Source organism: Thermovenabulum gondwanense, assembly GCF_001601575.1.
In the GTDB taxonomy this organism is placed as follows: domain Bacteria; phylum Bacillota; class Thermosediminibacteria; order Thermosediminibacterales; family Thermosediminibacteraceae; genus Thermovenabulum; species Thermovenabulum gondwanense.
The window spans coordinates 183,895-198,671 of sequence record NZ_LOHZ01000015.1 but is presented as its reverse complement, the minus strand read 5'-3'; the positions used below and the strand labels follow the sequence as shown (position 1 = coordinate 198,671).

The window sequence follows — 14,777 nt, the reverse complement described above, 5'->3', positions numbered from 1 at the left end:
ATTTAAACCAAGAAAAACGCATAATGCCCCTACTATATTTTAGTAGGGGCGTGAATTTATTAGAAGGAGGGAAACATATGAGGGAAATCCACATAGACGAAATAATATCTGCAGTAGAAAAGCTTTGCATTGATGCAAATATAATATTACCCGATGATGTAAAAAGAGAAATTAATAAATATTATGAAACGGAGTCTTCTCCCTTAGGAAAAGAAGTTTTAAAAGACATTATTAAAAACTATAAAATAGCTGAGGAAAAGAACATTCCGATATGTCAGGACACCGGTTTTGCAGTATTTTTTGTCAAGCTTGGTCAGGATTTAAAAATAGTCGGCGGAAATTTGACCGATGCTATCAATGAAGGTGTAAGAAGAGGTTACAAAAACGGTTATTTAAGAAAATCCATTGTCAACGATCCATTAATCCATAGAAAAAATACCGGTGATAATACACCGGCTATTGTACACTATGAAATAGTTCCCGGAGATAAATTGCAAATCACTTTTGCTCCAAAGGGTGGCGGCAGTGAAAACATGAGTGCTCTTCGTATGTTAAAGCCTGCCGATGGTGTAGAAGGTGTAAAAAAATTCGTTTTAGAAACCGTAGATAAAGCGGGTTCCAACCCATGTCCTCCTATAATTATAGGTGTTGGTATTGGCGGTACAATAGAAGTTGCCACATTGATAGCAAAAAAAGCTTTATTAAGACCTATCGGTCAACCTCATCCTCAGCCGGAAATTGCCGAGTTAGAAAAAGAGCTGTTAAATGAAGTAAACAAACTCGGTATAGGTCCTCAAGGATTCGGAGGTACCACAACAGCTTTGGCTGTTCACATCGAAACATTCCCCGCACATATAGCAAGCCTTCCCGTTGCAATAAATATACAATGCCATGTAGCAAGGCATAAAGAAATAGAGCTTTAGTTTATAAGGAGGGAAATCATGATTAAATCAATTAAAACTCCTTTAACTCCTGAAATCATAGATGATTTAAAAGCAGGTGATAAGGTGCTTATTACCGGCATAATCTATTCAGCAAGAGATGCGGCTCATAAACGTTTATTTGAAATGATCCAAAAAGGAGAAGAGCTTCCTGTAGATTTAAAAGGACAAATAATATACTACGCAGGTCCTTGTCCCGCAAAACCCGGAACAGTAATTGGTTCTGCCGGTCCTACCACAAGCGGTCGTATGGACCCCTATACACCTTTACTTATAGAAAAAGGTTTAAAAGGTATGATAGGTAAAGGACTTCGTTCAAAAGAGGTCGTCGACGCCATCATAACTCATAAAGCAGTATATTTTGCTGCTATAGGTGGAGCGGGGGCACTTTTAGCGGATACCATTAAAAAAGCAGAAGTAGTAGCTTTCCCAGAGCTTGGGCCAGAAGCTATCTATGAATTCCATGTGGAAGATTTTCCTGCAATAGTTGTCATAGATAAAGACGGTAACGATTTATATAAAATCGGCAAAGAAAATTACAGGAAAATATAATTCCTTTAATTTAAAAAGGAGGTCATTTAATATGTCATTAAGAGAGGAAGCATTAAAGCTTCATTATGAAAACAAAGGAAAACTTGAGGTTATCAGTAAAGTACCGGTAGATAGTAAAGAGTCCTTAAGCCTCGCTTACACACCCGGAGTAGCTGAACCCTGCAAAGAGATACATAAAGACCCGGAAAAAATTTACGATTATACTTTCAAAGGTAATACGGTAGCAGTAGTTTCTGACGGAACTGCTGTATTAGGATTGGGAAATATCGGTGCAAAAGCTTCCTTACCGGTTATGGAAGGTAAAGCGGTTTTATTTAAGTGCTTTGCCGGTGTAGATGCATTTCCTATTTGTATTGATACTACTGATGTGGATAAAATCGTAGAAACCGTAAAGCTAATTGAGCCGGTTTTCGGTGGCATTAATTTAGAGGACATTGCAGCTCCTGCTTGCTTTGAAGTGGAAGAAAAATTAAAGAAATGTCTTTCTATACCCGTATTCCACGATGATCAACACGGTACAGCAATTATTACCCTGGCGGCGTTATATAATGCATTGAAAATCGTAAAAAAGGATATAAATGAAATTACCGCAGTTATAAACGGTTCCGGTGCTGCTGGTACCGCAATAGCAAAAATTTTTATACGAGCCGGAATAAAAGACGTAATCATGTGTGACCGAAACGGAATTATTTATGAAGGTAGAAAAGAAGGAATGAACTGGGCAAAAGAAGAGCTTGCAAAAATTACAAACAAGGAAAAAAGACAGGGCACTTTAAAAGACGCTTTAATTGATGCGGATGTTTTTATAGGAGTATCCTCTGCAAATATAGTAAGCAAGGATATGGTAAGGAGCATGAAAAAAGATCCGATAATTTTTGCAATGGCCAATCCGGTTCCTGAAATTGACCCAAAGGATGCATATGAAGCCGGAGCAAAAATTGTAGGTACCGGCAGGTCAGATTATCCAAATCAGATAAATAACGTACTGGCTTTCCCAGGCGTTTTCAGAGGAGCTCTTGACGTCATGGCCACTCAAATAAATGAAGAAATGAAGTTAGCAGCAGCGAACGCTTTATCAGAAATTATAGCAGTCAATGAGTTGAGAGAAGATTATATCATCCCAAAACCCTTTGACGAAAGAGTTGCCCCTTCAGTAGCAAAGGCCGTAGCAAAAGCTGCTATCGAAACAAAGGTGGCAAGGAAAATTGTTGACCCTGAGGAAATAGAAGAAAGAACAAAAATGCTCGTTAAAAAGGCAAATTCTTATTTCAAAAAGTAAGCAATTTAAAATTACTTAAAATTAGGAGGTAAATGATTATATCATTTACCTCCTCTTTATATATGCAAATTCCTATATATTTAATTCCCCTGTATTGATTATACAGGGGAATTAAATATTTTAATATATTTTTTTATTATTTATTGAGGTGCTCGGGCAACGGAGGAGCATACGCCCAAACAATTTTTATAGGTTCATCGCCCGTGTTTACAATTTCATGTTTTACTCCAACGGGAGCAAAAATAGCGGTGCCCGGCGTTAATTCATATTCCCCTTCACCTTCTACTATGAGCTTCCCCTTTCCCGAAACTATAAACATGGCTTCTTCTTGATTATCATGGCTATGAGCCGGTATTTTGCTTCCTACCTCGGTTACGTTTACACCCATTGATATTTTAGTTGCACCAACGGTCTTATTACAAATCAATACTTTTGAAACCCTGGGAGGAATTCTTTTTACACCTTCAATTTCGCTTTCATGAACAGTAAATTTGCCCATTTTTTCGTCTCCTTTCAATAAAATATTTTTTTATATAATTTTTTCTTTACCCACCCAGATAAACCGGAAATATTTCAATACTATCTTTATCAAGAATAATGTAATTTTTATCCTGCCATCTTCCATTCACCACAAACATTCCTACCTCTTCTTTTGGTATTCTTAGCTTTTTTAACAGCGATTCCAGGGTCATATTTTCCTCGTAGTTAATTGTAAATTCTTTATTTCCCATTTCACCGAATCTTGCCAGGTGCAAATGTAGTTTTACTTTGACCATATTTTTCCCTCATTAAATTTTATATTATCGCCTTTTTCATTTCCTCCTCGGGTACATCGAAAACCGCATTTGTCGGAGGAAGTTCTTCCTTATAGCAAAATTCCGGTAATTTGTCCATACAAGGGCTTATTCCAGCTTTAATGTTAAATTCTCTTTCAATTTTCAAAGTATTAATTCCCATATCCCATATTTTTTCCGTTTCTATTTCTATTCCCAGATAATAATAAATTAAATTTTTCATCGTAGAAGGATCTTTAAAAAGCGGCCCTCTTGCAAATATACAAAATCCCAAACTGTCAAGGGTAGTCATCTTTATTTGAAGGTTTCTTGATAATTCTCCCTGTTTTTCTTTACTCAGAGGATTCACTTCGTTTCTGGAACCAAATGCATTGCCCGCTGTATGATCCGCTCCCATAGGAGATATAGCGTAAAGTACACCGTTTCCCTTTAATGCCCGCGGGTCATATCCCGGAAAACCTTGACCCTTTGCAGCAGGAATTCTATTAGCACCCAATACTTTTCCGGTAATTTCTACGCCATTTCCTAATACTCGCCCCAATACGGTATTTTTTCTTATTTCTTCAAGAAGTTTTAAACAGCTTTCCTCATTTCCGTATTCCGCAAATCCTGCATCAATAGCCACTCCTAAAACACAACCCATTTCAATCGTATCAAGGCCTAAATCATTAATTTCCTTATTTAATTTTGCAACTGAATCCAAATTTGAAAACCCGAGATTTGAACCAACCAGAGCTATCGTTTCATATTGCAATGTAGACACAATCTTTTTCCCGCATTCATCCGGATATACATTACTGCATCTTATAACACACCCGGGCATACAGGAAATTCCTGTTTTTCCCTCTCCTCCTCTTTTTACGATTGTATCGTACATTGTTTCACCGCTTAAATTCTTGGCAAATTCAAAAGCTCCACATTTGAAGTTTTTTGTTGGCAAAGCCCCAATTGCATTGACGGCATTTACTATTTGAGCCGTTCCGTATTTTTTGTACGAATCTCCTGTCTTTGGATCTGCCAGTAATTCTTTGTTTATCGTTTTAGCAAGCTCTAAAAAAGCTTCTCTGTCATAATAATTTATTTTACTGTTCTTTGGATTTTTTACTATAATCGCCTTTAATCCTTTACTCCCCATTACAGCGCCGACTCCGCCCCTTGCAGCGAATTTTAATTCTCCGTTAGGATCGGTGGCTGCAATGCTTGCAGCCCGCATTTTTCTTTCTCCTGCAGGGCCAATGCACAGAATTGCAGTATCTTCGCCGTATTTTTTAAACAGCTTTTCAACAGTTTCGTAGGTCCCAGAAAATTTTAATTGGTTGTCAAAAGTAAGGCTAATTTTTTCCTCATCAATTTCCAATATATATGAATTTTCGTCCTCGGGTAAACTTTCGACTACAATTGCCTTAATTCCATTTTTTGAAAGATAGGTCCCTATCAAGCCTCCGCTGTTTGCTTCTTTAATTCCGTTAGTCAACGGGCTTTTGCACCCAACCGATATTCTGCTTGAGCTGGATACCGCCGTCCCGGAGAGCAAACCGGGTGCTATTATTAATTTGTTTTTTTCACCTAAAGGATCGCATTCCGGTTCAACTTCATCATATATTATTCTTGAGGTTAAGGCTCTTCCACCCAAAAGTTCGTAATCCTTTTTTGGTTCTTCTATTTTCACTTCTTTTGTCTTCATGTTTACTCTGATGATCTTATTCATTGCTATTACCTCCTTTCAGTTGTTTACAATCTTTTTCATAAGAACCGTTTGCGTAATAAAAGTAGCTATTATCAAAACGAGGAGTACAAGGCTTATTGGCCTTGTTATAAAAGACAATAGCAAACTCCCCATTCCGCCGGTGCTGATTAGTGCTTTTCTAAAATTAGTTTCAATCATGGGTCCCAATATTATAGAAAGGACTATGGGGCTAACCGGATACCCGGACTTTTCTAAAATGTACCCGAGCAATCCAAATATTACCATAAAAAGGACATCGTAAATATTGTTCTGCAGCGCATAGGAACCAACCACGCAGAGAATTGAAATAAAGGGAAGTAAAAACCATTTTGGAAAGTTAAGCATTCTTAACATCGCATTGCTTCCCAGAATTCCAAGGAAGTAAGCGATAAACTCACTTATTATTAAAAATACTATTATCATATAAAAATATTTTTTCTCGGTCATCATAAAGGTAGGTCCAGGCAATAATCCGTGGAGATAAAAGGAACCCAGCATTACTGCTGTTACCGAGTCTCCTGGTATTCCAAGAGTTAAAAGTGTTGTTATCGCGCCGCCAATGGCTGAGTCATTTGCTATTTCCGGTGCAGCAACCCCTTCATAAGCACCCTCGCCAAAGGGCCTGCTGGGTTCTTTAATTAACTGCTTTGACACCCCATAACTGACGAGGGAAGCTATATCCCCACCCGTTCCCGGCAGCAGTCCTATTATTGCTCCTATAGGAGCCGACCAAGAAAAACACTTTAAGGTCTTTTTAACCACGTCCATTTTTGGAAAAAGATCTTTTATATTGTAATGAAAATTATCCACCTTAAAAGTTTTCTTGCTGCTTAACTGTACGAAAACTTCCTTCATTCCAAAAAGACCTATCATAGCAACAATATAGTTTATTCCTCCGCTTAAAAGAGGAGAGCCGAAAGTAAATCTCATCAAGCCCGTAATAGGATCCATTCCAATAAATGAAATTATTAAACCTATGCAGGCGGCAGCAAATCCTTTTATTATATTTTCCTTGCTTAAAATTGCTACTAAACTTAGACCCCACAAGCATATTAAAAAATACTCCTGACTCCCAAATTTTAAAGCAATACTCCCTATCAGCGGCCCAAATATGGTCAGGAACAAAATCCCCAGCAATCCGCCGATTAAACTTACAAAAAGTGCCAATCCTAAGGCTACAGGAGCTTCTCCTTTCTTTTTTAATGGATATCCGTCAAATACTGTTGCCACTGCCGCAGCCGTTCCCGGAATATTTAAGGTAATGGCTGAAATAGACCCTCCCATAACCCCTCCGCAAAAAGCTCCTATAATAAACGCCAAGGCATCTATCATAGGCCACCCAAAGGTCAAAGAAACTACCAGTACTATGGTCATAGTAACTGTTAATCCAGGCAAGGCACCCATTATTAAGCCGATGATTGCACCAACCGCCATATATAATATTAAAAATATGTTCATTAAAAATCCTCCTTTAAAGCTACGGCAGGATTATCTTAAAAATACCGCTGAATACAAAATCTATTACCAATACCAAACCTACCGATGAAAGAATAACCTGAAAAATTTTCTTTAAATTTAATTCCTTTCTCGCAAGTAAAATCATTACACATGCGGTAAATATTATCGTGGATACATTAAAGTGAAGCTTTTTTAAAAAAGAAATATATATAACCAATCCTGCAAAGTAAAACAACACATCCTTTAATTCATTTATGACATTTTTTCTGTACTCGCTATCTTCCCTGTAATTTTTCCAGAATTTTGATTGTTCGAATATGATAATAAGCAATAAAATTAATAAAGTTATTCCTATTAAAAATGGAAAAATTATCGGTGATTCCACTGAAATTAGAGGAATGTTTTGAGAAGAAGAGATGGTATATAAATTAAAAAACACCAGGAAACAAATAATTGATGCCAAAATAATGGATATTACATCCAGTAATTTGGAATAATCCATTTATTTTCACCTCTAATTTTTCTCTAAAATAGCTTCATAGGGACACACGTTTTTACACGCGTAACACTCCACACACTGATTTACATCTATTTCCGATTTTCCATCAATTATTTGAGCAGCTCCCGTCCCGCAAACGGCTACACATGCTTCGCATCCTTCGCATTTTTCTTTGTCCACGTAGAGCATATAAATCCTCCTTTTAATATAACTTTTTAATCTTCGCCCCCTATTTTTCATAGGGGGCGAAGATTTATTTATCCTCAGTTTAATTAAAGCTTAGTTGGGTCTTTTTATCCCAAACTGTTCCGGATTATTTTTTGCAACACCCGCATCGAAAAGTATGTAGGCTGATTTTGCAGTCCAGTTATCCAGGAATTTTATTGCCTCTTGTCCGCTGTAGTCTACGGGTATTAGATAAAGTTTCTTGCAGTAATCCAGCCATCTTTGATCCTTAATGGATTCATCCATGGCTTTCTTTAAAACATCGATAATTTCCTGGGGTGTATCCTTTGCTGCAAAAAGACCAAAATACGGGCCGTAAGGTAAGTACTTGGAAAGCTCTGGGAATATTTTTCCTATTGCCGGGATATCAAGTCCTTCAATAGGCTCATTTGTAAAGGAAGCAAGAATCTTTATCTGTTTAGATTTATGGGCTTCCACCATTGATTGAACCATTTCTATCGTTGCATCCACCTGGCCGCCCATTGCAGCTGTTATCGCAGGTCTTCCACCTTCGTATGGAACGAATGTAAATTTGCAGCCGAGTTCTTTTTCGAGAAGAAGGCCTGAAATATGCGGAACTGTGGCAGGACCAGCGGTACTTATCCTCAATTTACCCGGGTTTTCCTTTGCAAACTTTATAAAATCTTCTACCTTATCAAATTTCGAATTCGGCGGGACTGCCAGTACAGGTATGGCCTGAGCAACTATTTTGACCGGTATAAAGTCTCTTGTGGGGCTCAGATCAATCGTTCCCATCGTCTGCCATGTGGACATGATTTCCGAACCAAAAAAGAGTGTATATCCATCCTTGGGCTGGGACAATACCTGGTTAGCGGCGGTAGCACTTGCGGCTCCCGGCATATTGGTAACACCTATGCCTACGCCCAGCTTTTCCTGAACAATAGGCATAATTCCTCGCGCAATCAAATCGGTAGGTCCACCTGCAGGAAAACCTACTATTACGTTAATAGACCTTTCGGGGTATTTAGGCTTATTCTGCTGTTGCTGGTTTGCCTGCTGCTTTTGACCGCATCCGTATAATATCGATGTTAACAAAACGATAATGAGAAGCAGGGAAATTATTTTTACTCTTTTCATCCCGGAAAACCTCCCAGATTAAATTTTTTTTTTAGGAAAAAACCCTATCATCCTCCCTTCATTATTTAATATAAAGTTTCAATGGGTCTATAGTCGTTCTTAGTAAATTTATCTCCGCTTCCGTAGGTTCCTCCGTAGTTTTTACTCCTTCGGGAATTTCAATTTTTATCCCTGTATTTTCAATTATTTCTTCCACAGAAACTCCGGGATGTATTGAAAGTAGCTTTATTGATTTATTTTCATCAAAACCGAAAACGCAGAGGTTGGTAATGATTGTTATGTTTTCACACATGGGTAGACCGCTTTCTTTTCGGGAATTACCGCCTCTTAGATACCCAACGCTCGTTATATAATCCACATTTTCTACCAATTTCCTTTTATCGTGCTTCATTATAATCAACAATCTCCTGGCCAGGCTTGCAATATCGGCAGCTCCACCGCTCCCATTAATATGTCTTATTCCCTTTTCAGATCTAACCAGGGTGCTGTTTATGTTTCCAAATCTATCAGTCTGCAATCCTCCCAAGAATCCCACATCCACAAGCCCTTTTTGAAGGACGTTTCCTAAGGTTCCAACAAAGCTTGTAAAATACTCGCTTTTATACCATAACCTCGGGTCGGCAATACCAACTCCCATCTCTTCAGCTTCCGGATTAATAACCCCGATCTCGTATATTATATTAAGATTGGGAGCATGGGTATTCTTAGCAAGCAGTGCGGCAATCTGGGGTAAACCTAAACCTACTACCACATTTTCATTATCTTTAATAAGCCTTGCAGCGGTTACAGCCATAAGCTCATTCGTAGTGAAATTAATAGTCATACAAAATCACCCCTCTTAATATCCGTATACCGGATCTGCTAAGATTTCATTGAGACGCCTTATGCCCCCAATTTTTTCTAAGAATTCAACAAAGTCCTTTGTTCCGAATACAAATTCATTTATGAATTTTTCAAATTCATCTTTGTTCTTGTTTATCTCAGCATACTGCATTAAAAACTTCTGATCATAATCATAGAATTTGTAAACCGAAGTGGGGAATGCTCCAAAAGGAACTTCAATCACGGCTGACGTGTACATGCTCGGAATAACCACCTTTTCGGGAAACCTCTTAATGAATTCCGATGATACAATTTTTTCAACGGTTACAAAGAGTTTTTTTGCAGATTTTGCTGTCTCCACATCCCAGTAGGGTCCTTCAATTATCACATTTCCCTTTTCATCCGCATATTGAGCATGTATAACCGCAAAATCAGGTTTTATCGCTTTAAGATATACGTATCTTTCACCATCAAAGAGAGAATTTTCAACCCTTACCGCATCATCGTTTTTTTCCACCAATATCCTCAACATATCGGTTCCCAGTAAAGTCTTTGTGGGGATAAAAGGAATACCCATAGAACCTGCCAGGAATCTCAAGGACATACTCATACCTGTATATTCTCTTACATCCAACTTACCCTTATCTATTGCTTCGTTAATTCTTTCGAGCCTGCCGAATCTATCAAGGGAGCCGCCGCTGTACTCCAATCTTTCCACCAATCCAGCTCCCACCAACAGATCGGTGTCCATTCCCGCAACTATTTGATAAACCCTTAGTTTTCTTTTTTGTTGTCTGATCATTTCCATTACAAAAGCTATGGGATTCCTTGCTATGGCAAAACCGCCAAAAGCAATTACCGCCCCCTCATCGGGTATCTGGCTTACCACTTCAGATAAGCTTTTTACCTTATTATTCAAACAAATCACCTCTTTACTATTTCAGAGGTTGCCATTTTAGCCAATGTAACTTTGCAATTCCCATTTTCGTCTTCTTCTATAGGCAATAATTCCGGTGAAAGCCCGCTATTTAATTCCAAGCAGTACATAAATATATTGGCTAACGGGCAGGAGAGGGGTTTTATATTTGCTTTCTTAAACATATTTTTAATTTCCAGCAAGCTGCAATTTTTGACGATCATCGTCATCGAAATCTCATTTTCACTAATGTCAATATCTTGGCAAAATCCATTTTCGATTAACCATTTTTTTATATTTTCCTTATCCTTAATCTTTTCTCCCAGCTCTCTTTCCGCAAAATCTACGCCTATTCTGGTCAATCTATATCTGGCACCTTTTCCCCTTTCATTCCAGAACTCTTTTTGAACTTCAAATATCAATTCATCCTTGAATTTTTCTAAAAAATTCATAATCGTACCCTCCTTCTTTACTCGGAATAATAGGCTTCGCCGAATTTTTCATTGAATACCAAATCTTTTAGAGGTATCCTTGGGCGCGGATTGGGTATTCTCGAGGGCTTACCAATGGAAAGAATGCTTATTACCTTGTATTCTTCAGGAATTTTAAAATACTCCTTTACTTTCAGCTCATCCCTTATATCGATGCATGGTGCAATTACCCAGCAAGAACCTAAATCCAAGCTGGTTACGGTTAACAATATATTTTCTATCGCAGCTGAAGTGTCGTATGGCAAATCCCAAACATCCTTTTTGCCGATTACAATTAAAATTAGGTCCCCTTCACTTACAAATCCCGATACATCACCGGAAGTCAATTTTTTAAATGCAGCAATTTTCTTTTCCTCATCTTCCAGGGATTTAAACCTTTCCTGCATTTGTTTGCTTAAAAATTCGCCCGTAAATCTCCTTCCGCTTGCATTTTTCGAGATTCTTGCAAGGAATTTTTTACTTTCCTCATCTCTAACAATAATAAATCTCCAGGGCTGAGCATTTTCTCCCGATGGAGCTAACCGCGCACTTTCAAGAATTAACCTCAAATCTTCTTCAGAAATTTTTTCATTGGTATAATTTCTTATGCTTCTCCTGTCGGCAACTACTTGCAAAAAGACATCTTTTTTGGATTCCATTATCTTATCCTCCTTTGGCCTTTTTTTATTTTCATGAAGGGTATCCTAAGGAATATATGCTCTTACCACCTTTGAAGGGACCTTTAATTACCGCTTCTATTAATTCTCTATCCCTTTCGGTAACAAGGTTTATATCGGGCAATTTACCGGGCGGGAATTTTTCGCGAATATCGTTATGTAATTTAATTAAGTAATCTATAATCATCTCAATTCCCTTTTCGGCTTTTTTAGCATCTGCAAGGGTGGGTTTCCCTATTACACCCTGCGGATATAATATTACTTCCAAACCTCCCATACCTATCTGTGCATGTCCCGGAATTGGATATTGATATATATCTCCGCCCTTATCCACATGGCCTTCGGGCATAAAGCCTACAGGAGTGCTGTCTTCCATATCCTCTTTGTTATTCATTTCCGGGAACAACGCCAATGAAAAAGAGGCTTCAACCTCATCGGCATGCCTGAAGGGAGTTTCCCATGGCCCCCCATGAGCTTTGTCCTTTAGTTCCTGGGCAATGACTGTCGGCCAGTTTACCATACAAATTACCGCCGGAACCTGATACATTTTACCGAATTCCTGAATTGCATTCGGAATTATATACTCCTGGCCATGTCCGTTTATCAATATCTGCTTCCTGAACCCCGCATTCCAGTATCCGGCGATTATTGCTCTGAGATAACTAACAAAGGTTACTTCAGGGATTACTATCGTCCCCGGCATGCCCATTTGGTTCCAGGGATGTGAGCCAAACCACACAGGTTGGGACACTGTGCACCCGGTTTCTTTTGCAACCGTTTCGGCGATCCTGGTAACTATAAAGGTATCTTCTCCGTAACACTGGCCTTTTCCATGATATTCGGTGCTACCTATGGGTATAATGATAATATCATTTTCTTTTAACCTTTCTTCCACCTGTCGCCCGGTCATGTTCTGGAAATATATCTTATCAGCTTTATCCATAGATCCTGTGGAAATTTTATATTTCATTCTTACACCTCCAAAAATATAAAAATTTTATATATTTTATTTATTTTGATTTTTGACTATATTGCACCTCCTTTTTAAAATTTAGATAATATCATTTATTAATTCATTTTAAAACAAAATATAAATATTTACTTTAATAAACATTGTCATATGTTATATTTATCTTTAATTATATTCGTTTTTTAATATTCCCATAATTACTTTATAGCAAAAAAAATGCCATCAAAATCAACCTTGATTTTCAAGTAATGTACAAAATTAATAAATATTTTTATTTCATTTTGAAATTTTATAATTTCATATTGAAAATATTGATTAAGGGATTATTTCAATATTTAATCCCTTATGCGTTTCAATAATTAATATTTAGTTCTTTTAACCTTCTCCATAGAGTTGTCGTGCTGATACCCAGTATCTCTGCTGCTTTTTTTCTATTGCCATTAACCTCTTTTAATATTTTTAATATATACTCTTTTTCCATTCTATTTAAGATTCCTTTGTTCATTTTTTCACCAATATTATTAATTCCACTTTCCAAGTATTTTTCCATTGCACCTGATGATGGGTCATATATACATTCTTTATCTATATCTAAAATTTCGCAAACATCCTTTTCATCTATTATATTTTTTTCTACCGTTAACATTAACCTTTCGATAAAATTTTGAAGTTCTCTTATATTCCCCGGCCATGAATAATTTTTAAGAATTTTAATTGCTTCCTCATTAACTTTTTTGGGAACCATTTTATTTTTTGAAGCGTATATACTCAAAAAATATTTAATTAACAAAGGAATGTCTTCCTTCCTTTCTCTTAAAGGCGGTATTTTAATATTTATAACATTCAACCTGTAATATAAATCTTCCCGGAATTTCCCTTCCGATACATATTTTCTTAAATCTTTATTTGTAGCAGCAATTACCCTGACATCTATTGGAATAACCTTATCATCTCCTATCCTGGAAACCTCTTTTTCCTGAATTACCCTTAAAAGATGAGCCTGGAGGTCCAAAGGCATGTCCGCAATTTCATCGAGGAAAATGGTGCCCATATGGGCCAGTTCAAAAAGACCCGGTTTACCTCCTTTTTTCGCACCTGTGAAAGCTCCTTCCGCATAACCAAAAAGTTCACTTTCCAGGAGATTTTTAGGTAATGATGCGCAATTTACCGCAATAAAAGGGCCGTGTTTTCTTAAACTTTCATTATGAATGCTTTGAGCCATTAATTCTTTTCCGGTACCTGACTCCCCCGTAATCAAAATAGTAGTATCATTTTTAGAAATCCTTTTCGCCATTTCAATAATATTTTTCATTCTCTCACTTGTTGCGATAATATCGTTAAAAGTATATTTTGCCACAAAACCCCTGGTATATTGTTCCTTTCTTATTTTCCTCTCTAATTCCTCTATTTTTGAAATATCGTTAAAGGAAATAATACTTCCGATTTTGTTATTATTTTCCATCAAAGGAACATAATTAAAAATTACTTTAGTATTTTTTATTTGATCATATTCCGCAATTACTTGTTCCTTCTTTTTTACCGCATCTATAATTTTTTGCGAACTAATATAATTTAAAACATTTTCTCCCAGCATATCCTCGTAATTTATCATTAAAACCCGTTGAGCCGAAGGGTTAATATATTTAATTTTATCCATTTCATCCAGCAAAATTATTCCATCACTGCTGTGTTCCGCAATTGCCCTTAGCTGCATTCGCTCTTCGTTCAGCTCTACAATTATTTTTGCAATCCTTATTCCTTCCGATATTGCCCTTTTAATAGCTCCGGCACCGCATTCCATTAAAAAACCTTTTAACCCCAAATCTTCAGCTATTTTTACTACAGCTTCACCACCAATGAAATTTTCTACTCCGAACCTTTTATAAAGTTCTAATATTTTTTCCTCGATTTCTTTATGGTGCCTTATTTCGGAAAAATATATTCTGTAATCCAGTAAATTTTCAATTTCAGTAATTCCTTCTATCAGGTTTTTATACCCAATTATCCCAATAACATTATCATCTAATTTTATTTTCGAAATTGTCTTTATCAGGTCATTGGAAGTAAAAGAAATGGGTACAACAGTAACATCCAGCTCTTCTTCTATCATTAAGGCTGTTCCGCCCCTGCTGATTATTACCTTGCATCCTTTGGTCAAAGCCCTTTTTGCCGCTTTTACGCCTTCTTCTAAGTTGCCTTCATAAATTTCAACAATATCACCAAAACCTTTTGAAACCTTCAATGCAAGGTTTGCAACATAAGAATTCGGCGCTATTAAGGCAACCTTTCCTCTCAACCTATACATTTACCTCACCCATCCCGTTCTACTTTTTTAAAATATTAAAATTTT

General features: G+C 37.1%; 16 protein-coding genes. 3 read left to right on the top strand and 13 right to left on the bottom strand.

Annotated features, from left to right (window positions below):
* Positions 1-77 precede the first annotated feature (77 nt).
* Genes ATZ99_RS01285 through ATZ99_RS01275 form a run of 3 tightly spaced genes read left to right on the top strand, consistent with a single transcriptional unit; the run spans position 78 to position 2,772 of the window.
* Complete coding sequence (locus ATZ99_RS01285) at positions 78-923, top strand: fumarate hydratase (RefSeq protein ID WP_068747428.1); 846 nt, start codon at positions 78-80, stop codon at positions 921-923.
* 18 nt (positions 924-941) lie between these two features.
* Positions 942-1,493 carry a Fe-S-containing hydro-lyase gene (locus tag ATZ99_RS01280; RefSeq protein ID WP_068747427.1) on the top strand — a complete coding sequence of 184 codons (552 nt, stop codon included), beginning with the start codon at positions 942-944 and terminating at the stop codon, positions 1,491-1,493.
* A 31-nt stretch (positions 1,494-1,524) separates the two neighbouring features.
* Complete coding sequence (locus ATZ99_RS01275; protein ID WP_068747426.1) at positions 1,525-2,772, top strand: NAD(P)-dependent malic enzyme; 1,248 nt, start codon at positions 1,525-1,527, stop codon at positions 2,770-2,772.
* Between the two features lie 136 nt (positions 2,773-2,908).
* On the opposite strand, the gene ATZ99_RS01270 is transcribed toward ATZ99_RS01275, so the two are convergent.
* The 13 genes from ATZ99_RS01270 to ATZ99_RS01210 all read right to left on the bottom strand — a co-directional run bounded on the left by ATZ99_RS01270 (position 2,909) and on the right by ATZ99_RS01210 (position 14,732).
* The gene (locus ATZ99_RS01270; protein ID WP_068747425.1) at positions 2,909-3,271 is read right to left on the bottom strand and encodes a cupin domain-containing protein; all 363 of its coding nucleotides are present in this window, start codon (positions 3,269-3,271) and stop codon (positions 2,909-2,911) included.
* 46 nt (positions 3,272-3,317) lie between these two features.
* Complete coding sequence (locus tag ATZ99_RS01265) at positions 3,318-3,548, bottom strand: MoaD/ThiS family protein (protein WP_068747424.1); 231 nt, start codon at positions 3,546-3,548, stop codon at positions 3,318-3,320.
* Positions 3,549-3,567: 19 nt separating this feature from the next.
* Positions 3,568-5,274 (bottom strand): aldehyde ferredoxin oxidoreductase C-terminal domain-containing protein, encoded by a 1,707-nt coding sequence (locus ATZ99_RS01260; protein ID WP_068747423.1) that lies wholly within the window; start codon positions 5,272-5,274, stop codon positions 3,568-3,570.
* A 15-nt stretch (positions 5,275-5,289) separates the two neighbouring features.
* On the bottom strand, positions 5,290-6,750 hold the full coding sequence (locus tag ATZ99_RS01255; RefSeq protein WP_068747422.1) for a tripartite tricarboxylate transporter permease: 1,461 nt from the start codon (positions 6,748-6,750) through the stop codon (positions 5,290-5,292).
* 19 nt (positions 6,751-6,769) lie between these two features.
* Positions 6,770-7,252, bottom strand: coding sequence for a tripartite tricarboxylate transporter TctB family protein (locus ATZ99_RS01250; RefSeq protein ID WP_068747421.1), 483 nt, complete (start codon positions 7,250-7,252; stop codon positions 6,770-6,772).
* Between the two features lie 12 nt (positions 7,253-7,264).
* Entirely contained in the window at positions 7,265-7,438 is a 174-nt protein-coding gene (locus tag ATZ99_RS01245; protein WP_068747420.1) for a DUF362 domain-containing protein, read from the bottom strand.
* A 90-nt stretch (positions 7,439-7,528) separates the two neighbouring features.
* Entirely contained in the window at positions 7,529-8,572 is a 1,044-nt protein-coding gene (locus ATZ99_RS01240; protein WP_068747419.1) for a Bug family tripartite tricarboxylate transporter substrate binding protein, read from the bottom strand.
* A 61-nt stretch (positions 8,573-8,633) separates the two neighbouring features.
* Complete coding sequence (locus ATZ99_RS01235; RefSeq protein WP_068747418.1) at positions 8,634-9,395, bottom strand: CoA-transferase subunit beta; 762 nt, start codon at positions 9,393-9,395, stop codon at positions 8,634-8,636.
* Between the two features lie 15 nt (positions 9,396-9,410).
* Positions 9,411-10,313, bottom strand: coding sequence for a CoA transferase subunit A (locus ATZ99_RS01230; protein WP_068747417.1), 903 nt, complete (start codon positions 10,311-10,313; stop codon positions 9,411-9,413).
* A gap of 5 nt (positions 10,314-10,318) precedes the next feature.
* The gene (locus ATZ99_RS01225) at positions 10,319-10,762 is read right to left on the bottom strand and encodes a hypothetical protein (protein WP_068747416.1); all 444 of its coding nucleotides are present in this window, start codon (positions 10,760-10,762) and stop codon (positions 10,319-10,321) included.
* A 17-nt stretch (positions 10,763-10,779) separates the two neighbouring features.
* Positions 10,780-11,439, bottom strand: a complete 660-nt coding sequence (locus ATZ99_RS01220; protein WP_068747415.1) for a nitroreductase family protein — start codon at positions 11,437-11,439, stop codon at positions 10,780-10,782.
* A gap of 31 nt (positions 11,440-11,470) precedes the next feature.
* A complete protein-coding gene (gene iolN, locus ATZ99_RS01215) occupies positions 11,471-12,427 on the bottom strand; it encodes a 3-dehydro-scyllo-inosose hydrolase (RefSeq protein WP_068747414.1) in 957 nt (318 codons plus the stop codon).
* 352 nt (positions 12,428-12,779) lie between these two features.
* Entirely contained in the window at positions 12,780-14,732 is a 1,953-nt protein-coding gene (locus ATZ99_RS01210) for a sigma-54-dependent Fis family transcriptional regulator (protein ID WP_068747413.1), read from the bottom strand.
* Positions 14,733-14,777: the final 45 nt, after the last annotated feature.